Source organism: Bradyrhizobium sp. Pha-3 (assembly GCF_042258615.1).
Classification (GTDB): domain Bacteria; phylum Pseudomonadota; class Alphaproteobacteria; order Rhizobiales; family Xanthobacteraceae; genus Bradyrhizobium.
Window position 1 is genome coordinate 2,547,756 of record NZ_CP170152.1, and the last position, 24,899, is coordinate 2,572,654.

Below are 24,899 nucleotides of genomic sequence, written 5' to 3' on the forward strand. Positions count from 1 at the left end.
CCGTCCGCCTGCGTCGTCACTGCGAGACCAGCTCGCAGCCACCCTCGCTGAGCGGGCGGAAGGCCTGCTCGGCGGGAATCGTCGCGACGATATCGTAGTAGTCCCATCGTCGGTTCGAGGCCGCCGGTGTCTTGACGCGCGCCAGGTACATGTCGTGCACGAACTGGCCGTCTGCACGGACCGTGCCGCGAGCGAACGCGTCGGCAACCGGCAATTCGCGTATCTTGGCTGCGACAGCGAGGCCATCGTCGGAATTTGCGGCCTGCACCGCACGCAAGTAGTGACGCACGGCCGAATAGACGCCGGCCTGGGTCATGGTCGGCATCCGCCCGACCTTCTCAAAGAATCTTTTGGCCCACGCTCGCGACTCGGCATCGCGGTCCCAGTAATATGCGGTGACGAACTGCAGGTTCTGTGCGGCCGCGAGGCCCATCGCGTCGACATCGGTGAGGAATACGGTCGGTGCCACCAATGCCTGCCCGTGGGTGATGCCGAACTCCGCTGCCTGCTTCACCGAGTTGGTCATGTCGGCGCCGGCGTTGGCCAACGCGATCACCTTGGCGCCGGACGCCTGCGCCTGCAGCAGCACCGAACTGAAGTCGGCGGTGTTGAGCGGGTGGCGCACCTCGCCGATCACCTTGCCGCCGCTATTCTCGACCGCGCGGCGCATGTCGGCGGCGAAGGCGTGGCCGAACGAATAGTCCACCGTGATCAGGAACCAGCTGTCGAGCTTCTGCGCCGTCAGCGCCCGCGCGAGGCCGTAGCCGTTGGTATAGCTCGTGTAGACCCACTGGAACGAGGTCCGGGTGCAGGCCTTGCCGGTGAAGTCCGAGGAGGCCGACGCGTTCAGCACGATCTTGTTGCGCTCCTTGGCGAGCGCGGTCACCGCGAAGCCGACGCCGGAATTGGAAATGTCGGCAACGGCATCGACTTTCTCCGTGTCGAACCAGCGCCGCACGATGCCAAGTCCGATGTCTGGCTTGTTCTGGTGATCGGCCGAGACGATCTCGATCGGCACGCCACCGATCGCGTTGCCGAACTCCTCCGCCGCCATCTTCGCCGCGACGACCGAGCCTTCGCCACCGAGGTCGGCATAGGCGCCGGAGCGGTCGCTGAGAACGCCGATGCGGATCACATTGTCGGACATCGCGGCGTGCGCGACGTGGATGTGCAGCAGCGTCGCGGTCATCGCCGCGCATAGCGTTCTGAGAGTGGTCGTCATGGTCGGGTGCTCCTCCGGGGCGTGTTGTTTGCTGTTTGGTTTTGTTGCGTGGTACGCAATTCGCTTGTGCACCGATGCGGAGAACCAACGGGATTTCCCGTCGTTTCAACACCGGTTGCATCAAAAATTGTGTGTAGAGCAATTTTTGTTGACAGGGAAGCAAATTCAGGAGAGGGTCGGAGCAATGAAAACGCAGGACGAGACGCTGGCGAGGCTTGGAGCGCGTATTCGCTCGCTGCGGGAGGAGCGTGGCATGAAGCTGAAGGATCTGGCCGACACCACCGGGCTGTCCGACGCCTTCGTGTCGCGCCTCGAGCGCGGCCAGGTGTCGAGCTCCGTTGCCAATCTGATCCAGATCGCGCAGGCGCTCGATATCGGCGTCAGCGAATTGTTCGCCGCGCCGCAGGATCAGCCGCGCAGCCACGTCACGCTGCATCGCCACGGCGACGATGGTGAGGACCAGAGCATCCCGAGCACCGGCTATCGCTGGCGATTGTTCGCGGGCGGCATGCCGAACGATGATCTGGAGGTGTTTCACCTCTCGTTCCCGCGCAAGAACCGGATGGACCTGATGGTGTCGCATCCGGGGCAGGAATACTGCTACGTGATCAGCGGGCGCATCCGCTTCCACGTCGGCGCCGAGGCGTTCGATCTCGCGCCTGGCGAAGGCATTTTCCTCAATTCCGAGCTGCCGCACCGCGCCGACAATATCAGCGAGGACGAAGCGCGCATCCTGATGGTGGTCGCGAAGTCGCCGCAGAAGGCCGAGCATTTCGACTGGTGGCGCGTGCCGAGCGCCGCCGCCCCACCTCGATCACCCAAGAGCAAGCCCCAAGGAGACTGATCCATGCAGACCGCAACCGCGACCGGCAGGCACCTGCCGTATGAGGCGAAGCACATCGACGATGTGGAGTGGGAGACCATCCGCTGGCCTGGCGAGACCGGCAAGATGCTGTTCCACCCGCGGCCGGAACGGCCGACCGAGCCCAACGCGGGTATCCTGCGGCTGGAGCCGGGCGCGCATCATCCGATCCACAATCACGAGTTCGCGCAGGTCTGGTACATCCTGAGCGGCGAATTCAGGATCGACGACAATCTGTACACGCCGGGCACGATGATCTTTCATCCGGACCCCCATTTCGAAGGCAAGTTCGAGACCGCGACCGGAGGCGATATCCTGATCGTGCAATATCCCGGTCCGACCACCGGCGGGCGGCCGATCTATGCGGGGCGCTTCAACATGGAGCAGCGTCGCGACATCGCCGAAGAACGCACCGATCTCTGATCGATCGACGCGACGGACGACAGGCCATGGCGCTGATCACCTATCTCACCACCATTCGCTTCGGCTTCGGCGAGGCGGACGCGCTAGGCGATGAGATCGCAGCGCTCGGTATCCGTCGGCCGATGCTCGTCACCGACCGCGGCATTGTCGCGGCGGGCCTCGCGGAGCGCGTGACCGCCCCGCTTGGCACTGCGCCGGTCGTGTTCGACGCGACGCCGCCGAATCGGACCGAGCGTGCGACGCTGCAGGCGCTCGCACGCTATCGCGAGGCCGGATGCGACGGCCTCGTCGCGCTCGGCGGCGGCTCGCCGATCGATCTCGCCAAGGCGATGGCGCTGCTCGCCACCCACGAAGGCCCGCTGGCGCAATATGCCGCGATCGATGGCGGTGTCGCGCGGATCACCGCCGCCGTCGCGCCGGTGATCGCGATTCCGACCACTGCGGGCACCGGAAGCGAGGTCGGCCGCGCGGCCCTCATCACGCTCGAGGACGGCCGCAAGGTCGGCCTGATCAGTCCGCATCTCATCCCGGCGCGCGCCATCTGCGATCCGCTGCTGACGCTCGGCCTCCCGCCGGCGTTGACGGCCGCGACCGGCATGGACGCACTGTCGCATTGCGTCGAGACTTTTCTGTCGCCGCGCTTCAATCCACCGGCGGATGCGATCGCCCTCGATGGCGCATCGCGCATCGTCGGTCATCTCAAGCAGGCCGTGAGGCAGGGCGATGACCGCCACGCCCGCGCCGAAGTGATGATGGGCGCGCTGCAGGGCGGCCTGTGCTTCCAGAAAGGCCTCGGCGCGGTGCACGGTCTGTCGCACGCGCTTGGCAGCCTCGCGTCGCCGAGCCTGCATCACGGCACGCTCAATGCCGTGCTGATGCCTGCGGTGATGCGCCACAATGGTCCGGCGATCGCGGGCAAGCTGCCGCGGCTGAGGCGGGCGCTCGGTCTGGCTGATGGTGCCGACATCGCCGCGTTCTTCGATGCGCTCAATGCCGAACTCAATCTGCCGCGCGGCCTGCGCGCCATGGGCGTGCCGGCCTCGGTGCTGGACGCCATGGCGGAGAAGGCGGCGAAGGATCATTCCACCGCCACCAATCCGCGTCCTGTGGATGCCGACGGCTACCGCGCCATTTTCCAGGCCGCCTGGGAGTGAATTGACCGCAGCGAAGATGGTAGCCGGTGATGCCGAACGGCTCGATCGACGCAGCGCGCATGGGTGCCTTTGATCGAATGGTGGGCCCGGCAGGAGCATCCACCATCGCTCATAAAGCCTTGATTCCCAGGCGCGATAGACGGGAGGCGAAACAGGATGTCTCACCTTCTTGCTTCATCAATAGCCGAGCGGGATACTCCTTTGCAACTTTCCTCACGAGTAGCTCGCGTTCGTGACTCTGCAGGGATTGAAGTGGCGGCCGAGTACATACCGCCTGTCTAATCCTCCGCAATCTAGATTCTCCCACCCGTTGCCTAAGATAGGGTCGTACCTCTGCATTGTGTGTCTGCTACTTCATCGGTTAGCTTAGAGAGGAGCCGCAGGGGGCAGTGCATGGATCAGACAATTGAAGATGGTAAGAAGCGCCGTTCGGTGCATCGTACACAGTGGGCGGCGCAGTTCGCCGTAGCGAGCGAGTTATGTAAGCAAGGCTACGAGGTAGCCTTCACGATGGGCAATCATCCGTCAGTCGATCTGATGGTCAACAGCCCGAGTGGGTGTGCGTTCTCTATCGACGTGAAGGGTCTGTACAAGAAAAACTTTTGGGCCGTCAGTCCGAAGAAAGTTAAAGAGGGTCTGTTCTACGTACTTGCATACGTACCTGACGACGGGTCCAACCGGTTCTTCATACTCAGCCAAGCGCAGGTCAATGAAGAGATTAAAGCTGATTATGCAGTCGCACGTGCGAACGCGGTGAAGAAAGGGCGTTCCACGGAGCGAGCGGGAGCCTTCCCCGGGATACCTTGGAAGAGAGCTGAAAAGTTCGAGGACAAGTGGAAGGTTCTTCCTGCCTAAGCCCGGGATTTTTTTAAGCAACATCGACTAGCTCGGCCAGACCCGAGATTTCGCTACGTGCTATCGTCCGGCCCAATCCGCAATACGCCAGCTTTGAGATGGCAGATTTGACAGAAATTTTTGAGCGGGGATTCAACATGGAGCAGTTCTTGAATGTCCCCCGCTGCCGTCCATGATGCTATCAGTATCCGTTTGTATTTGATGTAGACTTGCTTCCATTGCCAGACGTCACGAGACTTGGGCTGGCCTTAGCCGGGTATGGGGGCTCGCGTTGTTGGAAGGTCTCGACGGGAGCCGCGCGGCTCTCTTACCTTTTTGAATCCGCGAGACTGCGTCCGGAAGCCTTCTCAAATGGCTTGAAACTGAACTTGCGTATTGCTGGCCAGAACGAATCTGCCGTAACTCAGCTTGCGTGGCTGAGAGATCGAGGACTTGATGAAAATGGGAACGCACATGCCTTCCACGTGTCGTGCTGATGGAACATGAAGGCCGCTCACTGTTGCACGCGCTTCATTCCCAATCTGCTGACAGAACGGGTACCCCGCGTTTGTTGAGCTAACAAGATCGGGATATTCGTTTTGACGTCCGGTGAGATCGAGTGCCTCACCGTCGAACTGGCACGACACCAGCGTGTAGTAGCGGCCTTCGATTGCCTGCGCCCCCAAATGATAGCCGACTTCAGCCGCGCAAGTCTCGATGGACTGCGCGGCGTAGTAGACGGGCCATTGGCCATTCCCATATCTTCCAATCGGGAAGGGGGTTGGATACTCGGGCTTAGCGACAAAGGTGTTATCGACCATTTCCTCGACAGAAAACGGTGCGCCGCTCAGTTGCAAGGCGGCCTGAGTCTCCGCAATGTTTTCTGGACGAACGCCTCGCTTCAACAACACGATTTCAATCGAGGTTTGATGCAGTCCGGCAAGTCGGAGCACTATTTGGGCAGAGATGGTCTGCTGTGGAAATAGTTCGATCAAAGGTTTCTTTCGGCCGCAACGAGACCGGCCACTGCAATTAGATGAATCATTCTGCCTCCCAACATGTGCTGAAGAGGGCTCTCTCTAAGCTTTGGATGGATATTGGTAAGCCAGTCAAGTTCGGGCGCAACCGCTTCATTGAAAATTGTGCCAAGTCCAAGACTAACTGCAAGGACGTAGCCTATCCTGTCCTTTACGTCCTGAGTGCGCGCTGGAACTCGGCCCATCAGTAGTTGCGAGCCCAGAAAATCGCCTTCAGGAAACCCTAGGAGCCTAAGCTGTGAGTTTCTCTCAAGTCGCCACCGTTGGCATGTGTTGATAAATGCATCGAACATGCCGCGAGCCAAGTTCTCAGGCTGAGCGACGTTTGCGTTTGTGGTGTTCAATTCCTGGTTAACGATTATACGCAGTGCCGTCTGCGGACTACCCCAAATCCTCTCGCTGTCCTGATTTGCAGGGTATGTAGCCCTTCAAATACATTGCTGCTGACGAGCCCGTTGCGCTTTGCCCAGCCAAACATAGTACCGTAAGTCTGTAGGTACTTGTTGATGGTCTGCACATTGATCGTCGATACGCCAGGAATGTTGAGTGCATCCAGCAAAGCCAAATCACGAGTCCTGCGGTCTTTACGACGGTTCTTGGGATACTTCGTCAGTGTCTCTTTCACGCGATGTGCATCCGCAATTGAGATTTTCGTGACGTCTTTGTCTGCGGTCAGTAGTTCAACGAGAAGCGCGAAATGATCTCCCTTCTCATGTTGCGTCTTTTGCGTCCATTGCGAGCCGAGATTGCTGTCCTTCGTATGGCGATCTATGAGTTGCTGAAGCGAAATGTACGGCAGGCCGACTACGTGATCTGCACTCGCTGCGCTATCTGTCTTGTTCTCAAATTGATAGTTCTCAAGTGACCGATCGTAGGCGAGCACCGATGAGCAGTAATCTCGATAAGCTCGCTTTAGCTCTGTGCGAAGTGTCGTATGTGCGTCCGTGCCGGGTTGAAGATTGAGCTCGTATCGCTCCATAAAGCGAGCAACTAAGTCATCGTCATTGCCACCGGGGAATAGCGAAGCCCCATCCTGTACAGCCTCAGCAGCAAATGCCGATCCATTCTCTAAGGCCATCGCCTCAATTTGCGCGAGACGACCGGTGGTCGCGATCTGTAGCTTGCGCTGCGCCAACATTTGACTGAAATGAGTGGTCAACAGCCTTCGTATTTCTTCAAACGTCATTCCGCGCTCAGTGCCGTGCCGGACTAGTTGTTGAGCCCAATAGCTCAGTACGCGCGACACGCGCAATGCTTCCTTCGGATCGCGCGTCTGTAGTGAAATCTTTACGCTCGATGATTTGCGCTCGGCTGGGTTCGTAAGGCGCAAAGGCCATCGAAAATAGTAGATGCCATGACGCGACACCGCCAGATAGGAAGGAACGAACACGACAAAATGCCTCACCAGAATGTCCCACCAGAGAGCATCCAAGAGGCAAGGCTTTGATCTTTCGAGAAATGGTGGGCCCGGCAGGACTCGAACCTGCAACCAGACCGTTATGAGCGGCCGGCTCTAACCATTGAGCTACAGGCCCCGCCGCCTTGCGGGCCGCGGGGCGCGGCCGGCAACGGTGCGGGCTCCGTTTACAGGGTGTGTGGGGTTTCGGCAATGCCGCCGCGAGGCCCCAGCGCCGCCGCATCATCGGCCGCTCAGTCCACCGAGACGCCGGCGAATTCCACCACCTTGCGCCATTTCTCGGTCTCGTCGGCCACCAGCCTGCCGAATTCGGCCGGGGTCATCGGCTTCGGGATGCCGCCGACCTCGGCGAGGCGCGCGACGAGCTTGGGGTCCTTGAGGGCCTCGCCGACCGCCTTGTTGAGGGTGTCGATGACTTCCGGCGGCGTGCCCTTCGGCGCAGATATGCCGTAGAAGCCGACCGCCTCGAAGCCCGGCACGGTCTCGGCGATCGCCGGCACGTCGGGCACGCCCGGCCAGCGCTGCGGCGAGGTGACGCCGAGCGCGCGGACGCTGCCGCCGCGCGACTGCTCCAGCGCCGACGGCAGATTGTCGAAGATCAGCTGCACCTTATTGGAGATGATGTCGGGGAAGGCGATCGCGGATCCCCGATACGGCACGTGCTGCATGTCGCACTTGGTCATCGCCTTGAACAGCTCGGCCGACATGTGCACCGAGGTGCCGTTGCCGGACGAGGCGTAGGCGATCTTGCCCGGATTGGCCTTGCAGTAGTCGATGAACTCCTGAACGGTCTTCACCGGCATCGCGTTCGAGACCACCAGCATGTTGGTGAGCTGCATGATGCTGGCGACCGGGGTGGTGTCGCGCAGGAAGTCGTAGGGCAGCTTCTTGTAAAGCGAGGTCGAGATCGCATTGTTGGGCGCGACGAACAGCAGCGTATAACCGTCCGCCGGCGAGTTGATCGCGGCGGCGGCTGCGATGTTGCCGCCGGAGCCGGCGCGGTTCTCGACCACGAATTGCTGACCGAGATGATCCGACAGCCACTGGCTCATGATGCGCGCCACGATGTCGACCGGCCCGCCGGCGGCAAAGCCGATCAGCCAGCGCACCGGACGGTTCGGATAGTCGGATGCGGATGAGGGGGCAACGAAGGCAAGGCAGCAGATCAAACCAAGCAACGCGGCACGTGCGAACCGGAACATCGTCTCTCCCGTCGTCTTCTTGTGACTGTTGCCGTCATGGTTTCACAAAACGCTGGCTTTGCCTACGACCCCGCCCGTGCGACGATAGTCGCGCTCATGTGCAATGCTTGAGGCTCGAGATGAAATTCGCTGTTATGATCTGCGCCGGCGCGCTGCTGCTCGCGGGCGGCGCAGCGGCGCAAGAGGGGAGCAAGACCATTTCCAAAACCACGATCAGTTTCGCCACGGCGACGCCGGGTGGCGGCTTTCCGCTCTATGGCAACGCCCTCGCCGAGGTGATGAACGCGTCCGATGCGACGCTGTCGATCGAACCGCGCAACACCAAGGGCTCCAACGAGAACATCCCGCTGCTCGAGGCCGGCAGCGTCGACATCGCAACCGTTGCCGGCGAGCCGTCCTACGAGGCCTTCATGGGCATCGGCCGGCCGAAGGCGACCAGGCTGAAGATTCTCACCGCGATGTATTCGAGCCCCGGCATGTTCGTGGTGCGTGCCGACAGTCCCTACAGGACGATCCAGGATCTGGTCGGCCAGCCGGTCGCGTTCGGCGCCAAGGGCTCCGGCCTGCCGATCCTGTCGCGCTACATCCTCGACGGCATCGGGCTGAAGCAGGACGAGGACTTCAAGTCGATCTATCTCGATCGCGCTGGCGACGGGCCCGCGATGGTCGAGGACGGCCGCGCTGCGGCGCTGTGGGGCGCCGGCATCGGCTGGCCCGGTTTCACCAAGATGGCCGAGAGCACGACCGGCGCGCGCTTCATCGCGCCGGCCGCGGACGAGATCGCCCGCATCCGCGCCAAGCACACCTTCCTGAAGCCGCTGACGATCCCGGCCGGCAGCTACCCGAAGCAGACCGAAGCGATCGCCTCGGTCGGCTCCTGGAGCTACATCCTGGTGCGCGAGAGCCTGCCAGAGGATGTTGCCTACCGGCTGGCGAAGACGCTGCATGGCGTCGAGGCGACCTTCTGCAAGAAGCTCGCCCAGGCTTGCGAGACCACGGCAGCGAACACTGTCGCTGCCGCGCCCGATATCAATCTGATCCACCCCGGCGTGCTGAAGTATTTCAGGGAGATCGGGGTGGCGCGCTAGCGCGCCGCGAGGCATGTCATTGGCACAGTCGTTCCGGGGCGCAATTGCGCCCTGGGGAACATCGAGATTCCCCGATGCGCAGCGCGCATCTGAGGTCTGGTGCTTGCGCACCATCCCGGAATGACGACCTTCGGTTGTCACTTCTTGATCATCGGGCAGGCCGGGTCCGGCGGACCGAATGCATCCTCGCCCGAGATCTTGGCCAGGATCTTGTAGTAGTCCCACGGATACTTCGATTCGGCCGGGGTCTTGACCTGCACAAGCCAGAGATCGTGCACCATCAGATTGTCCTCGCGCAGTTTGCCGTTGCGGGCGAAGAAATCCTCGACCGGTTTCTCGCGCATCTTGGCCGCGACCTTGAGCGGATCGTCGGTGCCGCCGTCCTTGATGGCGTTCAGATAGGCGGTCACCGAGGAATAGACGCCGGCCTGCCACATCGTCGGCATCCGGTTCATCTTGGCGAAATAGCGCTTCGACCATTCCCTCGTCTTGTCGTCCATGTCCCAGTAGAACGAGGTGGTCAGCAACAGGCCCTGCGCGGCCGACAGCCCGATCGAGTGGACGTCGGTGATCAGTGCCAGCAGCGCGGCCATCTGCTGCCCGCCGGCGAAGACACCGAACTCGGCGGCGGTCTTGATCTCGTTGGTGTTGTTCGGCGGTCCGCCGGCAATGCCGATGATCTTGGCCTTCGAGGCCTGCGCCTGCAGGATGAAGGACGACAGATCAGGCGTCGCAAACGGCGGCCGCACCGCGCCGAGCACCTTGCCGCCGGTCTTGGTCACGATCGCGGAGGCGTCCTTCTCCAGCGAATGGCCGAACGCATAGTCGTCGGTGATGAAGAACCAGCTGTCGCCGCCGCGCTTCACCACCTCCTGCGCGGTGCCGACGGCGAGCGCGCGGGTGTCGAACACCCACTGCATCGCATAAGGCGAGCAGAACTTGCCGTGGAAGTCGGTCGCGCCGGTCGAATGCGTGATGAACAGCTTTTTCTTCTCGTTGGCGATGTTCTGCACCGCGAGCCCGACCGCCGACACCGGCACGTCGACGATGAGATCGACCTGATCGACGTCATACCAGCGCCGCGCGATGGTCGCGCCGATATCCGGCTTGAGCTGATGATCGCCGACGATCACCGAGATCGGCTTGCCGAGCACCTTGCCGCCGAAATCGTCGACCGCCATCTGCGCGGCGGTGACCGAGCCCTGTCCGGTCGGTGTCGAGGCCGGGCCGTTCATGTCGGTCAGCACGCCGATCTTGACGATGTCGTCGGATACCTGCGCCGATACGGCCGAGGAGGCCAGCAGCGCGGCTGCGAGCGTCCCGAACATGGCTAGTCTGGTGGCGATCATTCTGTCTCCCTCCTGAATTGGCGCATTGGCCATTATGGTTGTGCCGGGCCTCCGGGACCCGGTCATATTGGTTTCTTTTGCAACTAGTTTGGGGTCCGCGTCAACGCGCCATCGGTCTAATGACGGAGGTCCGGACCGGCCCGAGGCGGTTTCTTTCGCCGCCGATTCGGTCCATAGCGGGCCATGGTCACCGCCCAGCGCCTTCCGGCTTCGCTCACCCCGCTCGATGCGGTGCTGGCCGCCGTGCTGCGCGACCTCGTGCCGGTCCAGCCGATCGAGCTGCCGCCGACCGACGCCTTGCGCTGCATTGCAGCCGAGATGCCGGCGTTGCGCGCCTATCCACCGCACGATGTCGCCGTCGGCGACGGCTGGGCGATGCGCGCCGATGATTTGGTCGGCGCGTCGTCCTATGCGCCGCTGCCGCTGGCCGGACTTCCGGTCTGGGTGGCGGCCGGCGCGGCGATGCCCGATGGCACCGACTGCGTGGTCGATGCCGATGCCGTCGATAGCTCCGGTCCGCTTCCGCAGGTGCTCGCCGAAGCGATCCCGGGGCAGGGCGTGCGGCGTGCCGGCAGCGACATTGGGGTTGGGCGTGCCGTGATCGCGGCGGGAAAGTCGGTGCTGCCGCGCGGCCTGCTGCTCGCGCGCGCGGCCGGGCTGGAGCTGTTGCGCGTCCGGCGGCCTCGGCTTCGCATCGTCAACGTCTGCAATGGTCAGCTGACCGCGCAACTGATCGCCGACACCGCGCGCCTCGCGGGCGCTGAGGTCGTCTATGCCGAGGCAGCACCGGATGCGGCGGCAATTGCCGACGCACTCGAGACCGCCGGCTGCGACCTGATCATCACGATCGGTGGCACCGGCGTTGGTCACACCGATGCGACGGTGAATGCGCTGGCGAGGTGCGGCACGCTGATCGCGCACGGCATTGCCCTGCAGCCCGGGCGCAGCGCAGCGGTCGGCCGGATCGGTGCGACGCCGGTCGTCGCCTTGCCGGGCGCGCCGGATCAGGCTTTCGCGGCCTGGTGGGCGATTGCGCTTCCGGTGCTCGACCGCCTGTCGGGCCGGCGACCGCGTAGAACGCTGGCGATGCCGCTGGAACGCAAGATCGCCTCCGGCGTCGGCATTGCGGAGGTCGTATTGCTGACGCGTCAGCAGGGTCCTCAGCAAGATTCCTGGACCCCGCTTGCGATCGGGGACCTGTCGCTCGATGCGATCGCGCGCGCCGAAGGCCTGCTGATCGTGCCCGGCACCGCAGAGGGCTTCGCTGCGGGCACGTCTGTCGATGCCTATATGTTGCGGGAGTGAGTTCCCGAGATGACCAGTATCTTCACGCCGAAACCCAACCCGTCCGTCGAGCAGGATCAGTTCCTGACCATCCTGTCGCGCGAGGAGGCGATCGCGCGCTTCGAGGCGGCGCTGTTCCCGCGCCAATTGCCGTCCGAGACACGGCTGCTCGCTGATGCGCTCGGCCGTGCGCTGGCGGAGGACGTGGTGGCGCCGATCGACGTGCCGCCGTTCGATCGCTCCAATGTCGACGGCTTTGCCGTGCGCTCGGCCGATCTCGCAAACGCCGGCGAAGCCACACCGGCGCAACTCGCGCTGAACGACGAGATCATTTCGTGCGGCACCGCGCCGGCCCGGCCGGTGCTGCCGGGCACCGCGACGGCGATTGCGACCGGCGGTCCGGTGCCGCGCGGCGCGGATGCGATCGTGATGGTCGAGCACACCCAACCGGCCGGCAATGGTGGTGCCATCGAGGTCCGGCGCGCGGCATCGCCGGGGCAGTTCGTGTCCTATGCCGGCTCCGACATCGCGCGCGGGGAGGCGCTGTTGCGCGCGGGAACGATCATCGGGTCGCGCGAGATCGGCATGCTCGCGGCCTGCGGCATCGCCGACGTTCGGGTGGTGCGCCGTCCGCACGTCGCGATCCTCTCGACCGGCGACGAACTGGTGCAGCCGGGTGAGACGCTGCGGCCGGCCGCGATCTACGACACCAATGGTGCGATCGTCACCGCGGCGATTGCCGAGAATGGCGGCGACGCGTCGTTCCTCGGCGCGATCGCTGACGATGAGGCGATGCTCGAAGCCGCGATGCGCAAGGCATTGGCGGAGAGTGACATGCTGGTGCTGTCGGGCGGCACCTCCAAGGGCGCGGGCGACGTCTCGCACCGGATCGTCACAAGGCTCGGCAAGCCCGGTATCGTCGCGCATGGCGTGGCGCTGAAGCCGGGCAAGCCGCTGTGCCTCGCGGTCTGCGACGGCAAGCCGGTGATCATCCTGCCGGGCTTTCCGACCTCGGCGATGTTCACCTTCCACGACATGATCGTCCCGGTGCTGCGGCGGATGTCCGGCCTGCCGCCACGGCCGGATGCCAGGGTGGCAGCGAAGGTGCCGGTGCGCATCGCCTCCGAACTCGGGCGCACCGAGTTCGTGATGGTGTCGCTGGTCGAAGGCGCCGACGGCCTGATCGCCTATCCCAGCGGCAAGGGCTCGGGCGCGATCACGTCGTTTGCGCAGGCTGACGGTTTCCTGAAGATCGAGGCGCTGGCCGACCAGCTGCCGGCCGGCAGCGACGCCGAGGTGACGCTGTTCACGCCGCATGTGCGGGTGCCCGATCTCGTCATCGTCGGCAGCCATTGCACCGGGCTCGATCTCGTCACGGCGCCGCTGGCGCGTGCCGGCCTGGTGGTGCGTTCGATCGCGGTCGGCAGTCTCGGCGGGCTCGCCGCCGCCAAACGCGGCGAATGCGATCTCGCCCCGATCCACCTGTTCGACGACAAGACTGAGACCTACAACACGCCGTATCTGGCCGATGGCCTCGAGCTCGTGCCGGGCTGGCGGCGCATGCAGGGCATCGTGTTCCGCAAGGACGACTCGCGTTTTGCCGGTCTGAGCGCGGAGCAGGCGGTGCGCGCCGCGCTCGCCGATCCCGCCTGCATCATGGTCAACCGCAACCAGGGTGCCGGCACCCGCATCCTGATCGATCGCCTGCTGGCAGGCAGCCGGCCCGACGGTTACTGGAATCAGCCGCGCTCGCACAATGCGGTTGCGGCCGCGGTGGCGCAGCATCGCGCCGACTGGGGCATGACCATCGCGCCGGTCGCCCGCGCGTCCGGGCTCGGTTTCATTCCGCTTGCCGAAGAGCACTACGACTTCGCGCTGGTCACAGTGCGCAAGCAGCGGCCCGCGGTGCAGGCCTTTCTCGACGCACTGGTATCGGATGAGGGGCGGGCGGCGTTGACGGCGGCGGGGTTCAGGCCGGCCTAGGCGATCCACGACATTCACCGCTGTCGTCCCTGCGAAAGGGACCCATAACCACAGGGTTGTGTTGTTGAAGAGAGCTGTGGCCCCCAGCGTCCCGCAACAATTGAGATTTGGGGTAATGGGTCCTGGCTTTGGCCAGGACGACACCGATTGTATGGCACGACCTACATCCACAGTCGTCGTCCCGGCGAAAGCCGGGACCCATACTCCGCAGCGGAAGTTGGGAGCGGGACTCGTCGTTCCAGCATCGTGAATCAATGACCACCGGTGGTTATGGATCCCGGCCTGCGCCCGGACGACACTGAGTTTGTTGCGTCACCTGTGAATCATACATCCGCGTTCTCGCGACATGATTGTCCGAGTCTTGCTCTTCGTTCCGCCCTCCTCTCACAGAGGGCGCAGGGAAAGCCGGGTGCCGATCGCACCCATGGGCCCCGAGCAATGGGTAGAAAGCTCGGGGGTAGGACCACAGGTGTAACCGGAGACTCCGGCTTTCCCTGCGCGATGGGCTACGGCTTACTTCGTGCTCTCCCCGGCGAGACTGGGCTTGCTTGTCACCGTCTTCGCAACGCGCATCGCGCAATTCGAAAAGACACCTGCCGCTAGGGCGTCAGGACCACACGACTTCGCCGTCCGCCTCATGCGCACTCGTCAGTCGCGCAATCAGCGTCCACCGCATCTCGACCCACGTTCGTGACGACCGCGAAGCGCCCCTCGATCGGGTGAGACGGACGGATTCATACGCTGAGTTGGTCTTCGGATAAAGCGAAATATTTTTGCGACCGAGGATTGACAGGTTTTTGCTGAGTTGCCCGTCGGGTTGTTTTGCCGCAGGTCTCGCTGCGACTGCGGATCCAGCTCAGTGCCGCATGGCCGTCTCGACGAACTCCAGCACGGAGCGCGGGACCTCATCGTATTCGACGAAACGGCGCCGCAACTCGTCGGCAATATCGGTCGTGACGTCGCGTGACCATCCTTCGCTGGTGTTGAAGGCCACGATGCGGACCGGATGGCTGTAATGGTCATCCAGCAGGCGGCGGATCAGCGTTTTCCGGTCGGTGCCTTCTTCATCGGTTTCGCACCAGGCGCGGCCAAGCCGACCGAAATCGTTCAACACCAGATAGGTGTCGTGGTCGATTTGGTGCGGCACGATCGAAGGCGAGCGAGGCATTGGTGGTGCTCCGGCGGTTCACATTATCGCGTTCCAGTCGTGCCGTGCATTGGAAACTTCGAGGTATATCCGCTGGATCGTCGGATGACGCGTGACGTGATTGATCCTGCGGGATAGTGAGCCGCGGCGGCGTGAGCTCGCGCCTGGCGGTGGCCCCTGAACTGGTTCGGGATTGCCGCGACACAATCCGTCGTGGCGCTCGGTGTCTGCGGACTGGTCGCGTTCGCGTTGCCGTGGGCGCAGCTACTCCAGGAGTTTCCGAAGGCGCTCTGCCGGGAGGTCGCCCGATCACTCGCGCAGCTTGCGGTCCAGGAAGCCGACATAGGAGTTGTCGGGATCCAGTTTGACGGCCAGGCGAAGCGCGGCACGGGCGGCGGACTTGTCGCCCTCAGCCGTGGCTTGGTGCTCATCCAGAATCGCATTGGCCACCGTGCGCGCGGTGTCGAGACGGGCCTCGTCGATGGATTTGTCGGCAAGATAAGTTTCCACCGGCTCGCGGAGGCGCTTCAGTTCGTCCACGCTGACCGAATTCAGAGGATACCAGTTGTAATATTCGAGACGCGGCCGATCGTCCGTGAGGCTCGGCACATCCCTGACAAAGGCCGCGAGCTTTTCATCAGCGGCGATGAACGTCGCCAGGAAATCCTCGGGCGAGCGCAGACCGTTGGCTGTCAGGTCGTCAGCCACCCCAGGCTTGGACATGCGCGTGGCGAGCACGCGAGGATCGATTTTCAGCGGTTCATCGGAGGCGATGGCCACGCCTTCCATTCTGGACGGCAACCACAGGGAGACGTGCTTGAACTGGCCCATCATGGCCTTGAGGATCATCTTCGGAAGAATGCCGCGGTTGAAATCCAGCGGCACCCACTGCGCGAGAACGGCGCCGGGGCGCATCTTCTGCTTTGCCAGCGCATAGAATTCCTCTGTGTAGAGGTTAATGACGCCGGCGTCATGGGGCGGCGGGGGCTCGAGGGTGATGACGTCGAATGTCTCGTTTGTCCCCAGCAGGAAGTGGCGCCCGTCCGCGACGATCTGATGGACCTTGGGATTTTGATAGAACTGCTTGTTGATCGGCACGAAGTGGGGCGCAAACTCGAAAACCGTCGAGGCCAGATCGACCGCGTCGATGGATTTTAGTTCCTGATGGGTGCTGACCGCACCCACCGTGGTTCCGGTCCCGATGCAAATGACGACAGCCGTTTCGACCGGGCTCGGGTGCAGCAGAATGGGATAATGCCCCATCGCAGCCATGTAGCGTCGGCCCTCGGGACGGTTGTTGGCATAGCTCTTCGAATTCACCACCAGTTGCTGATAGGTGCCCGCCGCCTTCTCGCGATACTCGACCACCGCAAATGTTGCTTGTTTGGTCTCGCGCAGCTCGAGGACATTGCCGCCTTCGATCGCGGTCAGGACCCGCTCCAGATAGTGTGGGGTGAACAGCAGGAGCGCTGCGGCGATGATGCTTGCAGCGACGGCCCCTTGCCGCCACAGGCTGCTTTCTTTCAGAAGGCCCGGTTGCGATACGGTCGTCGCGACAAAGAGCAAGACGTTCAGAACAATCAGGGCGGTGAGCGCCCCCTGGCTGCCTAGATAGGGGATCAGAAGAAACCCTGCCGACAGGGAGCCCACCACGCCGCCAATCGTGTTCAAGGCGTAGAGCGTGCCGATCCGGCGGCCCAGCGCGCTCATCTGCATCACGGTCAGTTCGCTCGCCAGGGGAAAGCTGATGCCGATCAGCGTGGTCGGCAGCAACAGCGCAACGGCACAGATCAGGAAGAATGAAACATCACCCCCCAGAAGCTCCTGCGCCGGGACTGGAACTATCCCCGGTACGATGGGAGACAGCGCGGCTTCCACGGTGCGCGCCTTGCCGAGTATTCCCACGGTCAGCGTGGCCGCAACCGCGATGAGCAGCTGCGTTACGGCGAAGTACCGCAGCAATTGATCCTTGCGGGGTGCGAGCAGCCTGGCGCAGATCAGGGCGCCGATCACCAGCCCAAGCAGGTAAACACCGAGCATGCCCGAGAAGGCGTAGACACTCGAGGTGCTGACATTGGTCAGGAAGCGGAACCAGACGACCTCATAGGCGATGGACACGAATCCGGAGCACGCGAAGATCGCGATGAGGATGGACGTCCCGCGATGCCCCGGCCCGGCGGATTGCACCGGGGCTTCTGCCGTGACCGGCGACAGGGGGCTTGCGCCGTGCGCGAGGAGCAGGGCCACGCCGCCGACGCAGACATACAGGCCTGCTGCGACCAGGCTCGATCCTGTGATCCCCCAGAGGCCCATCAGGACAAAGCCGACGGCCAGGGTGCCAATCGCGGCGCCCAGGGTATTGAACCCGTAGAGCAGGCCGATGCGATTGGCGAGGTCGGTTTGCGTGCGGGTCAGGAACTTCACCAGGAAGGGCAGGGTCGCGCCCATCAGCATCGTCGGCAGCGACAGGATGGCGAGCGACAGCGCGACCATCAGCGGCAACCGGAATGGAGACTCCAGGTCCAACATGGGCGACAGCCAGCCGACCCATGTCGACCAGTGCGACAAGAACGCGGTCACCGCCAGGGAAACGACCGCGAGCGCAAGTTCGAGCAAGCCGTAGATTTTCAGGGGGCGGCTGACCGTGTCGGCGATCCGGCCCCCGAAAGCGCTGCCCAGGGAGAGGCCGAAAAAGAAGCTCGCCACCGTAACGCTTACGGAGACGGTCGCGCTTCCCAGCACGAATTGCAGTTGCTTGAACCAGAGAACCTGGAGGATCAGGGATGCCGCGCCCGATGCCAGGAAGATCGCGGTGACCAGAGCCCGGTTCTTCAGGCTTATGGCGTCTCGAACACCATCACGATTGGGCACTGGACAGGCCTCCCATTGATCGGGAGAACTGGTACGGCAAATGCCGTTAATATTGCCCTTATAGGCGGTCTGCTCGCATTTGCGCTGCTGCGGGCGCAGCTGCTCCAGGAGCTTCCCAAGGCGATCCTCCCGGGAGCCTGATCGATCACGATCCGCTGGCGGGGCTGGCATGACATTGCGTCAAGGCTGATATAAGCAGCATTGGACGTTATATGTCTGCGGAGATTGCGTATGAAAGTGATAGGCCTCGCGGGCTGGAGCGGAGCCGGCAAGACCACCCTGCTGTCGCGGGTGATCCCCTATCTGCTTGGCCGGGCCTTGCGCGTCTCCGTGATCAAGCACGCTCATCACGAATTCGATGTCGACGTCCCCGGCAAGGACTCCTGGGTGCACCGCCAGGCCGGCGCGACCGAGGTGCTGGTGTCCTCGACGCGGCGCTGGGCGCTGATGCACGAGCTGCGCGGCGCGAGCGAGCCGCGGCTGCCGGAACTGCTCGCCAAGATGGCGCAGGTCGATCTGGTCGTGGTCGAGGGCTTCAAGCGTGAGCCGGTCAGCAAGATCGAGGTGTATCGCGCCGCCAACGGCAAGCCGCTGCTGTTCCCCGACGACCCGCGCGTGGTCGGGATCGCCAGCGACGTCGCGGTCGAAACCAGGCTGCCGGTCGTGCATCTCGACGACATCGAGGACGTCGCCGAATTGATGCTGCGCTCGGCTATTCCGGTCGACGATGTGCTGGCTTCGGCCGCAGCGGAAAGCTGAACAGGGCGAGAAGGTGCCGCCGTTGACGATGCATGACGGCTTCGCCATGGTCGAACCATGACAACGACGAAGCTCGATCTCACCGGCCTGAAATGCCCGCTCCCCGCGCTGAAGACGCGCAAGGCGCTGAAGAGCGTGACGGCGGGAGATTTCCTCGAAGTGCACTGCACCGACCCGCTTTCGGTGATCGATATCCCGGCGCTCATCCAGGAGACCGGCGACAGGGTCGAGATCACCGAACGAAGCGGCGTTCGGATCGTTTTCCTGATCGAAAAGGCGAATGGAACGATAGATAACTCAAATGCTGCAGCGCCGCGTACGCGCTAGATCCGGCTTGATATCTACCTTTTGCCAATCGACACCTATTTTCCATTCTGCGCGAATTGATAATCTCTGCGGGGTTGCGGAGATGGAGGTGTGCCCGAATTTGGGCCCATCGACGCACGATGGTCGGCCCTGCGTCCAGATCACCGGCTGCACAGCTGGGCATATCCGGTCGTATTGGGGGTTAGCATTTTGCGGAATGCGCGTGGTTGGTCCCGGCGCATCGAGGAAATGTGCGGCGCGGCCGCCGGACGGTGGCCGCAAAGGGCTGAGATGGGATCGAAGACGCAGACGCGCCTGACGTAACGGCGGCTGCAGGGGAGAAGTCAATGACCACAGTGAGCAGCGCGGCACGCGTATCCGCGGCAGGCGCAGGTTTCCTCGACAAGGAACACACGATCGCGACCGCCGGCTTCAACCGCTGGCTGGTGCCGCCGGCGGCGCTGTGCATCCATCTGTGCATCGGCATGGCCTATGGCTTCTCGGTGTTTTGGCTGCCGCTGTCGCGCGCGATCGGGCTGACCGCGCCGAAGGCGTGCCCCGATATCTCGCTGGTGCAGGAATTGTTCACGACGACCTGCGACTGGAAGGTCGCGAGTCTCGGCTGGATGTATACGCTGTTCTTCGTACTGCTCGGCGTCTCCGCCGCGATCTGGGGCGGCTGGCTCGAGAAGGTCGGTCCGCGCAAGGCCGGCTTCGTCGCAGCGCTGTGCTGGGCCGGCGGTCTCGTGATCGGCGCGCTGGGCGTATACACGCACCAGCTCTGGCTGATGTGGCTCGGCTCCGGCGTAATCGGCGGTGTCGGCCTCGGCCTCGGCTACATCTCACCGGTGTCGACGCTGGTGAAATGGTTCCCTGACCGGCGCGGCATGGCAACCGGCATGGCGATCATGGGCTTCGGCGGCGGCGCGATGATCGGCGCGCCGCTCGCCGACAAGCTGATGAATTATTTCAAGACCCCGACCTCGGTCGGCGTTTGGGAGACTTTCCTCGCCATGGGCGCGATCTATTTCGTGTTCATGATGATCGGGGCGTTCCGCTATCGCCTCCCGCCGACCGGCTGGCAACCGGACGGCTGGACACCGCCGGCGAAAGCCAACGCGATGATCTCGAGCAAGAACGTCCATCTCGATAACGCGCACAAGACGCCACAGTTCTGGCTGATCTGGGGGGTGCTGTGCCTGAACGTGTCGGCCGGCATCGGCGTGATCGGCATGGCCTCACCGATGCTGCAGGAGATCTTCGCCGGCAAGCTGATCGGGCTGCCCAATGTCGGCTTCAACGCGCTCGACGCGTCGCAGAAGGCGCAGATCGCGGCGATCGCCGCCGGCTTCGCCGGCTTGCTGTCGCTGTTCAACATCGGCGGCCGTTTCTTCTGGGCGTCGCTGTCGGACAAGATCGGCCGCAAGAACACCTACTACACGTTCTTCGTGCTCGGCATCTTGCTCTACGCGCTGGCGCCGACCTTTGCCGCGATGGGGTCGAAGCTGTTGTTCGTGCTTGGCTTCGGCATCATCCTGTCGATGTATGGCGGTGGCTTCGCCACCGTGCCGGCCTATCTCGCCGACATGTTCGGCACCCAGTTCGTCGGCGCGATCCATGGCCGTCTGCTGACGGCCTGGTCGACCGCGGGCATCATCGGCCCCGTCGTGGTGAACTACATCCGCGAATTCCAGCTCGCCGCCGGCGTGCCGCGCGACCAGCTCTACAACACCACGATGTACATCCTGTGCGCCATGCTGATCGCCGGCTTCATCTGCAATTACATGATCAAGCCGGTCGACCCGAAGTGGCACATGAGCGAGGCCGAGGTGGCGAAGCTGCAGGCAGCGACGGCGACCGGCGGCAACGGCGCAACCGGATCGTTCGGCATCGGCAAGGGCGGTCTGGACGGCAGAGCAGCGCTGTTCTGGCTGTTCGTCGGCATTCCGCTGGCCTGGGGCATCTACATGACGCTGCTCAGCGCGGTCAAAATCCTCTGAGCGCGACCATCATCCCCGCGGGCCGTCGATTCCCGGCGCCCGCGGCATTCGCTCTATTTCACGAACAGAAATCGGATTGGGGGATTTCAATGTTTCGCACCCGGATTTGCCTTGCCGCCGCGCTGCTCGTCCTGGGACTGCATGCCGCGTCAGCCCAGACCGCGGCACCGGCAGCACCAGCACCGGCCGCCACCACCACGGCCAAGCCGTCGAAGATCAAGCTGACGATGGAGAAGCTGAAGGCCATGAAGGCGCAGTGGCGCGCCAACAAGCCCAAGCTCAAGGCCTGCCGCAAAGAGGTGAAGCAGAAGGGACTGATCGGCGACGACCGCTGGTTCTATATCTCGGACTGCATGGCCAAGAGCTGAGAAGAGCTGAGAATCGGCCGCTCCGGAATGCGCTGGTTTCAAGGGGCGTGACAGCGGTCGCTGCACGCCCCTTTTGCTGTTGAGAAGCGGTCACTCCGCGGCGGCGGGGGTCGCCTTGGCGGGCTCCAGCGCTGCCGCAATCGCCTCGTCGACGCGCTCCAGCCAGATGAACTCGAGCTTGGCGCGGGCGCCGGCGGGGATGTCGTCGTAGTCGCGCTTGTTGCGCGCCGGCAGCATCACCCGCGTCAGGCCTGCGGCCGCGGCGGCGACCACCTTCTCCTTGATGCCGCCGACCGGCAGCACGAGGCCGCGCAGCGAGATCTCGCCGGTCATCGCGGTGTCGCTGCGCACGGTGCGATCGGTCAGGAGCGAGGTGAGGGCGGTGAACATCGCGACGCCCGCGCTCGGGCCGTCCTTCGGCGTGGCGCCGGCGGGAACGTGGACGTGGATGTCGCTCTTCTCGAACACGGCGGGGTCGATGCCGAGCTGGGACGCGCGGCTCTTCACCAGCGTCAGCGCGGCCTGCACGCTCTCGCGCATCACGTCGCCGAGCTGGCCGGTGATCATCAGCGCGCCGCGGCCCGGCGTGCGCGAGGCCTCGATGAACAGGATGTCGCCGCCGACCGGCGTCCATGCAAGCCCGGTGGCAACGCCGGGGATGCTGGTGCGCATCGCGATCTCGTTCTCGAACCTCGGCTGGCCGAGCAGAGAGACGATGTCCTTCGGCGCGATCGTGACGTGGCTCGTGCTGCCGTCGGCGATCTGCACCGCGACGTTGCGCAGCACCTTGCCGATCTCGCGCTCCAGACTGCGGACGCCGGCCTCGCGGGTGTAGCTCTTGATGATCAGCCGCAGCGCGTCCGGTTCGATCTCGACCTGCTCGGCCTTGATCCCGTTGGCCTCGAGCTGGCGGCGCACCAGATAGCGCTTGGCGATCTCGAGCTTTTCGTCCTCGGTGTAGCCGGCGAGGCTGATCAGCTCCATGCGGTCGAGCAGCGGCCCGGGAACGCCGTCGAGCATGTTGGCGGTGGCGATGAAGACGACGCGCGAGAGGTCGAACGGCACGCCGAGGTAGTTGTCGCGGAAGGTGCTGTTCTGCTCGGGGTCGAGCACTTCGAGCATCGCCGCCGACGGATCGCCCTGGATGCCGCGGCCCATCTTGTCGATCTCGTCCAGCATCATCACGCAATTGCGCGCGCCGGCCTTCTTGATGGCCTGGATGATGTTGCCGGGCAGCGCGCCGATATAGGTGCGGCGATGGCCGCGGATCTCGGCCTCGTCATGCACGCCGCCGAGCGAGACGCGAACGAACGGCCGCGACATCGCGCGTGCGATCGATTGCCCGAGCGAGGTCTTGCCGACGCCGGGCGGCCCGAGGAAGCAGAGGATCGGCGCCTTGCCACCGGGCGCGAGCTTGCGCACCGCGAGATATTCGATGATGCGGCTCTTGATCTTCTCGAGGCCATAATGGTCCTGGTCGAGGATCTTGCGCGCCTCGGCGATGTCGATCGGCTTCTCCTCGGGAATGCTCCAGGGCAGGTCGATCAGCCAGTCGAGATAGCTGCGCACCATGCCGGATTCGGCCGCCGCCTCCGGCATCCGCTCGTAGCGGCGCAATTCCTTCTGCGCCTGGCTCTCGGCCTCCGGCGGCATCTTGGCGTCTGCAATCGCCTTGGTCAGCTCGGCAACCTCGGCGGCCTTGCCGTCGCCTTCGCCGAGCTGGCGCTGGATCGTCGCCATCTGCTCGCGCAGGATCGCCTCGCGCTGCCGCTCGTCGAATACGGCCTTGGTCTTTTGCCCGATCTCCTGGCTGAGCCTGAGCACCTCGATGCGCTCGGCGAGATGCCGCGAGACCTTGTCCATCCGCGCCACGAGATCGACGGTCTCGAGGATGTCCTGCTTCTCCGCCGGCTTGATGTCCATGTAGGAGGTCGCAAGGTCCGCGAGCGTCGCCGGCGACGTCGTGCCCTGCAGCGCGGCGATCAGCTCGGGCGGCGTCTGCGGCAGCAATTGCGCGGCCTCCAGCGCCTGGCGCTGCAGATTGAGGAAGCGCGCCTCGATCTCCGGCGAGGTCGTGGTCGGCTCCGGGATCTGCAGCACGCGGGCGGCGAGGAACGGCGTGCCGGGCAGATAGTCGAGCACGCGCATGCGCTGCACGCCCTGGCAGACCAGGTGATGGCTGTCGTCGGCGCCGGTGATGTAGCGCACGATGTTGGCGACGGTGCCGACGCGATAGAGCCCGTCGGGGCCGGGATCGTTGGCCTCGGGATTACGCTGCAGCAGGATACCGATCGGCCGCTGCTCGCGCACCGCCTGCTGGGCCGCGGCAATCGAGGTCGCGCGCGCGATCGTGATCGGGATGATGACGTCCGGGAACAGCACGGTGTTGCGCACCGGGACGATGATCGTTGCGTCGCTCGGGATCGGCGCCGGATTGACCGGGCTTGAAACGTCTGAAGCAGCCATGTCGAAATCCCTCAGCTCGATTTTCCGAGCCGCAGGCCGACGCAGCCATGCGCGGCAAAGCGGCTGATGGTGTAGCGGCCGGTCGGCAGCGTGATGCGGCGCTCGAAGCGGCCCTGCGGCAGCTCGAGGCGTAGGATGCGGGCGTTGCGCAGCTCGGCGGGCAGGATACGGCGGCCGGAGATCACCAGTGTGCCGCCGTCGAGCGCGGCCTCGACCTCATCGGGGTCGACCCCGGGCAGCGCGACCAGGATCAGGATTTCCTGCTCGGTCTCGATCACGTCCATCGGCGGTTCCCAGCTCGGCTCGCTGCCGCCCGCGCTCGGGTGCAAATTGAGGAAGCTCTGGTGCAACCGTTCGGCGCGGGCGAGCGCCTCGATCGCATCCGTCAGCATCCAGTTGATCTGATCCTTGGGCCGCATGGGCACTCTCCACGTCGCATTGGGAGGCGACGTTACCGGTCTTGCCGCCGACGGTAAACCGGGTTCGGGCGGGATCGTTCGAGGGAAAAATTGTCCCAAATGTTCGCGATTTGCACATCGTCGCGAAGCGCCGGCCACAGCCGGGCCGCTTATGCCGCGGCTATGTGACAGGGCTGCGGGTCCTCTCGAATTCCTACGGCCGTCCCAGCATGTTCTGGCGTGACGCGGTGCGCTCGCGCGCGCCGCCAACAGGAAGGTGGGACATGACCTTGCTCCATTACCACGATGCCCGGCCGCACGGTTCGGCCGGTGCCACGCCCCTCGTGCTGCGGCGGACGATCCGGCGGATCGGCCTCGCCTTCAGGACCGTTCACCGCGCCATTGCCGCCGCCAAGATCCACCGGCTGCGCAACGAGCTGTTGCTGCATCGCGGCCATGAGGACTGGGCGCGCAGCCATCTCCATGTCGGCATGCTCGGCGGCGATGCCGAGAAATATCCCCGCCCGCCGGTCGTGCTCGGCGAGAAGTGGGATTACTGAGATGCGCGCAGCTTCATTCATCGCGGCCCTGCTGCGCCGCGTGGCAGAGGGACTGCTCAAATTCCTCGCCTGGATCGGCGAGGAGCCGATCAGCGGCTACCGGCCCGAGGCGCATTACATGCGCGGCCCGGGACCGGCGTGGCGGGCCAAGCATCACCGGCATTAAAGC

General features: G+C 64.0%; 23 protein-coding genes and 1 tRNA gene. 13 read left to right on the forward strand and 11 right to left on the reverse strand.

Features of this window, described 5'->3' with window-relative positions:
- Nucleotides 1-16 precede the first annotated feature (16 nt).
- On the reverse strand, nt 17-1,222 hold the full coding sequence (locus ACE10Z_RS11935; RefSeq protein WP_375788088.1) for an ABC transporter substrate-binding protein: 1,206 nt from the start codon (nt 1,220-1,222) through the stop codon (nt 17-19).
- Between the two features lie 28 nt (nt 1,223-1,250).
- On the opposite strand from ACE10Z_RS11935, the gene ACE10Z_RS11940 reads away from it, so the two are divergent.
- The 4 genes from ACE10Z_RS11940 to ACE10Z_RS11955 all read left to right on the forward strand — a co-directional run bounded on the left by ACE10Z_RS11940 (nt 1,251) and on the right by ACE10Z_RS11955 (nt 4,516).
- Entirely contained in the window at nt 1,251-2,066 is an 816-nt protein-coding gene (locus ACE10Z_RS11940; RefSeq protein ID WP_375788089.1) for a helix-turn-helix domain-containing protein, read from the forward strand.
- 3 nt (nt 2,067-2,069) lie between these two features.
- A complete protein-coding gene (locus ACE10Z_RS11945) occupies nt 2,070-2,507 on the forward strand; it encodes a cupin domain-containing protein (RefSeq protein ID WP_092116247.1) in 438 nt (145 codons plus the stop codon).
- A 26-nt stretch (nt 2,508-2,533) separates the two neighbouring features.
- Complete coding sequence (locus ACE10Z_RS11950; RefSeq protein WP_375788090.1) at nt 2,534-3,661, forward strand: iron-containing alcohol dehydrogenase; 1,128 nt, start codon at nt 2,534-2,536, stop codon at nt 3,659-3,661.
- A 393-nt stretch (nt 3,662-4,054) separates the two neighbouring features.
- Complete coding sequence (locus ACE10Z_RS11955; protein WP_375788091.1) at nt 4,055-4,516, forward strand: hypothetical protein; 462 nt, start codon at nt 4,055-4,057, stop codon at nt 4,514-4,516.
- Nucleotides 4,517-4,863: 347 nt separating this feature from the next.
- On the opposite strand, the gene ACE10Z_RS11960 is transcribed toward ACE10Z_RS11955, so the two are convergent.
- The 5 genes from ACE10Z_RS11960 to ACE10Z_RS11980 form a co-directional block, all read right to left on the reverse strand.
- A complete protein-coding gene (locus ACE10Z_RS11960; protein WP_375788092.1) occupies nt 4,864-5,490 on the reverse strand; it encodes an RES family NAD+ phosphorylase in 627 nt (208 codons plus the stop codon).
- Nucleotides 5,487-5,825, reverse strand: coding sequence for a hypothetical protein (locus ACE10Z_RS11965; protein ID WP_375788093.1), 339 nt, complete (start codon nt 5,823-5,825; stop codon nt 5,487-5,489). The genes ACE10Z_RS11960 and ACE10Z_RS11965 overlap by 4 nt, the downstream gene beginning before the upstream one ends.
- 65 nt (nt 5,826-5,890) lie before the next feature.
- Nucleotides 5,891-6,937 carry a hypothetical protein gene (locus ACE10Z_RS11970; protein ID WP_375788094.1) on the reverse strand — a complete coding sequence of 349 codons (1,047 nt, stop codon included), beginning with the start codon at nt 6,935-6,937 and terminating at the stop codon, nt 5,891-5,893.
- A gap of 54 nt (nt 6,938-6,991) precedes the next feature.
- Nucleotides 6,992-7,067 (reverse strand) — tRNA-Ile (locus ACE10Z_RS11975).
- 115 nt (nt 7,068-7,182) lie between these two features.
- On the reverse strand, nt 7,183-8,151 hold the full coding sequence (locus ACE10Z_RS11980) for a Bug family tripartite tricarboxylate transporter substrate binding protein (protein WP_375788095.1): 969 nt from the start codon (nt 8,149-8,151) through the stop codon (nt 7,183-7,185).
- A gap of 119 nt (nt 8,152-8,270) precedes the next feature.
- Here ACE10Z_RS11980 and ACE10Z_RS11985 point away from each other — a divergent pair, with 119 nt between their 5' ends.
- Nucleotides 8,271-9,239 carry a TAXI family TRAP transporter solute-binding subunit gene (locus ACE10Z_RS11985; protein WP_375788096.1) on the forward strand — a complete coding sequence of 323 codons (969 nt, stop codon included), beginning with the start codon at nt 8,271-8,273 and terminating at the stop codon, nt 9,237-9,239.
- A 137-nt stretch (nt 9,240-9,376) separates the two neighbouring features.
- On the opposite strand, the gene ACE10Z_RS11990 is transcribed toward ACE10Z_RS11985, so the two are convergent.
- Nucleotides 9,377-10,588 (reverse strand): ABC transporter substrate-binding protein, encoded by a 1,212-nt coding sequence (locus ACE10Z_RS11990; RefSeq protein ID WP_375788097.1) that lies wholly within the window; start codon nt 10,586-10,588, stop codon nt 9,377-9,379.
- A gap of 183 nt (nt 10,589-10,771) precedes the next feature.
- Here ACE10Z_RS11990 and ACE10Z_RS11995 point away from each other — a divergent pair, with 183 nt between their 5' ends.
- Together ACE10Z_RS11995 and ACE10Z_RS12000 are read left to right on the forward strand one after the other, a co-directional pair.
- A complete protein-coding gene (locus ACE10Z_RS11995) occupies nt 10,772-11,893 on the forward strand; it encodes a molybdopterin-binding protein (protein WP_375788098.1) in 1,122 nt (373 codons plus the stop codon).
- 9 nt (nt 11,894-11,902) lie between these two features.
- Nucleotides 11,903-13,855, forward strand: coding sequence for a molybdopterin biosynthesis protein (locus ACE10Z_RS12000; protein ID WP_375788099.1), 1,953 nt, complete (start codon nt 11,903-11,905; stop codon nt 13,853-13,855).
- A gap of 856 nt (nt 13,856-14,711) precedes the next feature.
- Here the strand turns inward: ACE10Z_RS12000 and ACE10Z_RS12005 are convergent.
- Nucleotides 14,712-15,023 carry a hypothetical protein gene (locus ACE10Z_RS12005; RefSeq protein ID WP_375788100.1) on the reverse strand — a complete coding sequence of 104 codons (312 nt, stop codon included), beginning with the start codon at nt 15,021-15,023 and terminating at the stop codon, nt 14,712-14,714.
- A 288-nt stretch (nt 15,024-15,311) separates the two neighbouring features.
- On the reverse strand, nt 15,312-17,873 hold the full coding sequence (locus ACE10Z_RS12010) for a fused MFS/spermidine synthase (protein ID WP_375788101.1): 2,562 nt from the start codon (nt 17,871-17,873) through the stop codon (nt 15,312-15,314).
- A 231-nt stretch (nt 17,874-18,104) separates the two neighbouring features.
- On the opposite strand from ACE10Z_RS12010, the gene mobB reads away from it, so the two are divergent.
- From mobB to ACE10Z_RS12030, 4 genes are all read left to right on the forward strand, one after another.
- On the forward strand, nt 18,105-18,632 hold the full coding sequence (gene mobB, locus ACE10Z_RS12015) for a molybdopterin-guanine dinucleotide biosynthesis protein B (RefSeq protein ID WP_375788102.1): 528 nt from the start codon (nt 18,105-18,107) through the stop codon (nt 18,630-18,632).
- A gap of 57 nt (nt 18,633-18,689) precedes the next feature.
- A complete protein-coding gene (locus tag ACE10Z_RS12020; protein ID WP_375788103.1) occupies nt 18,690-18,959 on the forward strand; it encodes a sulfurtransferase TusA family protein in 270 nt (89 codons plus the stop codon).
- A 326-nt stretch (nt 18,960-19,285) separates the two neighbouring features.
- Entirely contained in the window at nt 19,286-20,938 is a 1,653-nt protein-coding gene (locus ACE10Z_RS12025) for an OFA family MFS transporter (protein ID WP_375788104.1), read from the forward strand.
- An 89-nt stretch (nt 20,939-21,027) separates the two neighbouring features.
- On the forward strand, nt 21,028-21,306 hold the full coding sequence (locus ACE10Z_RS12030; protein WP_375788105.1) for a hypothetical protein: 279 nt from the start codon (nt 21,028-21,030) through the stop codon (nt 21,304-21,306).
- A 90-nt stretch (nt 21,307-21,396) separates the two neighbouring features.
- Here the strand turns inward: ACE10Z_RS12030 and lon are convergent, their stop codons facing one another.
- Nucleotides 21,397-23,772, reverse strand: coding sequence for an endopeptidase La (lon, locus tag ACE10Z_RS12035; protein WP_375788106.1), 2,376 nt, complete (start codon nt 23,770-23,772; stop codon nt 21,397-21,399).
- An 11-nt stretch (nt 23,773-23,783) separates the two neighbouring features.
- The gene (locus ACE10Z_RS12040) at nt 23,784-24,191 is read right to left on the reverse strand and encodes an Hsp20/alpha crystallin family protein (protein ID WP_375788107.1); all 408 of its coding nucleotides are present in this window, start codon (nt 24,189-24,191) and stop codon (nt 23,784-23,786) included.
- 263 nt (nt 24,192-24,454) lie between these two features.
- On the opposite strand from ACE10Z_RS12040, the gene ACE10Z_RS12045 reads away from it, so the two are divergent.
- Both ACE10Z_RS12045 and ACE10Z_RS12050 read left to right on the forward strand, forming a co-directional pair.
- Nucleotides 24,455-24,730 carry a hypothetical protein gene (locus ACE10Z_RS12045; RefSeq protein ID WP_375788108.1) on the forward strand — a complete coding sequence of 92 codons (276 nt, stop codon included), beginning with the start codon at nt 24,455-24,457 and terminating at the stop codon, nt 24,728-24,730.
- A 1-nt stretch (nt 24,731) separates the two neighbouring features.
- The gene (locus ACE10Z_RS12050) at nt 24,732-24,896 is read left to right on the forward strand and encodes a hypothetical protein (protein ID WP_375788109.1); all 165 of its coding nucleotides are present in this window, start codon (nt 24,732-24,734) and stop codon (nt 24,894-24,896) included.
- Nucleotides 24,897-24,899 lie beyond the last annotated feature (3 nt).

Coding starts and splice junctions, on each gene's coding strand:
- lon (WP_375788106.1), bottom strand. CDS start 23,772: ATGGCTGCTTCAGACGTTTCAAGCCCGGTCAATCCGGCGCCGATCCCG.
- mobB (WP_375788102.1), top strand. CDS start 18,105: ATGAAAGTGATAGGCCTCGCGGGCTGGAGCGGAGCCGGCAAGACCACC.
- ACE10Z_RS12045 (WP_375788108.1), top strand. CDS start 24,455: ATGACCTTGCTCCATTACCACGATGCCCGGCCGCACGGTTCGGCCGGT.
- ACE10Z_RS12025 (WP_375788104.1), top strand. CDS start 19,286: ATGACCACAGTGAGCAGCGCGGCACGCGTATCCGCGGCAGGCGCAGGT.
- ACE10Z_RS12000 (WP_375788099.1), top strand. CDS start 11,903: ATGACCAGTATCTTCACGCCGAAACCCAACCCGTCCGTCGAGCAGGAT.
- ACE10Z_RS11955 (WP_375788091.1), top strand. CDS start 4,055: ATGGATCAGACAATTGAAGATGGTAAGAAGCGCCGTTCGGTGCATCGT.
- ACE10Z_RS11985 (WP_375788096.1), top strand. CDS start 8,271: ATGAAATTCGCTGTTATGATCTGCGCCGGCGCGCTGCTGCTCGCGGGC.
- ACE10Z_RS12020 (WP_375788103.1), top strand. CDS start 18,690: ATGACAACGACGAAGCTCGATCTCACCGGCCTGAAATGCCCGCTCCCC.
- ACE10Z_RS11935 (WP_375788088.1), bottom strand. CDS start 1,222: ATGACGACCACTCTCAGAACGCTATGCGCGGCGATGACCGCGACGCTG.
- ACE10Z_RS12050 (WP_375788109.1), top strand. CDS start 24,732: ATGCGCGCAGCTTCATTCATCGCGGCCCTGCTGCGCCGCGTGGCAGAG.
- ACE10Z_RS12030 (WP_375788105.1), top strand. CDS start 21,028: ATGTTTCGCACCCGGATTTGCCTTGCCGCCGCGCTGCTCGTCCTGGGA.
- ACE10Z_RS11980 (WP_375788095.1), bottom strand. CDS start 8,151: ATGTTCCGGTTCGCACGTGCCGCGTTGCTTGGTTTGATCTGCTGCCTT.
- ACE10Z_RS11950 (WP_375788090.1), top strand. CDS start 2,534: ATGGCGCTGATCACCTATCTCACCACCATTCGCTTCGGCTTCGGCGAG.
- ACE10Z_RS12005 (WP_375788100.1), bottom strand. CDS start 15,023: ATGCCTCGCTCGCCTTCGATCGTGCCGCACCAAATCGACCACGACACC.
- ACE10Z_RS11995 (WP_375788098.1), top strand. CDS start 10,772: ATGGTCACCGCCCAGCGCCTTCCGGCTTCGCTCACCCCGCTCGATGCG.
- ACE10Z_RS11945 (WP_092116247.1), top strand. CDS start 2,070: ATGCAGACCGCAACCGCGACCGGCAGGCACCTGCCGTATGAGGCGAAG.
- ACE10Z_RS12040 (WP_375788107.1), bottom strand. CDS start 24,191: ATGCGGCCCAAGGATCAGATCAACTGGATGCTGACGGATGCGATCGAG.
- ACE10Z_RS11990 (WP_375788097.1), bottom strand. CDS start 10,588: ATGATCGCCACCAGACTAGCCATGTTCGGGACGCTCGCAGCCGCGCTG.
- ACE10Z_RS11965 (WP_375788093.1), bottom strand. CDS start 5,825: ATGTTCGATGCATTTATCAACACATGCCAACGGTGGCGACTTGAGAGA.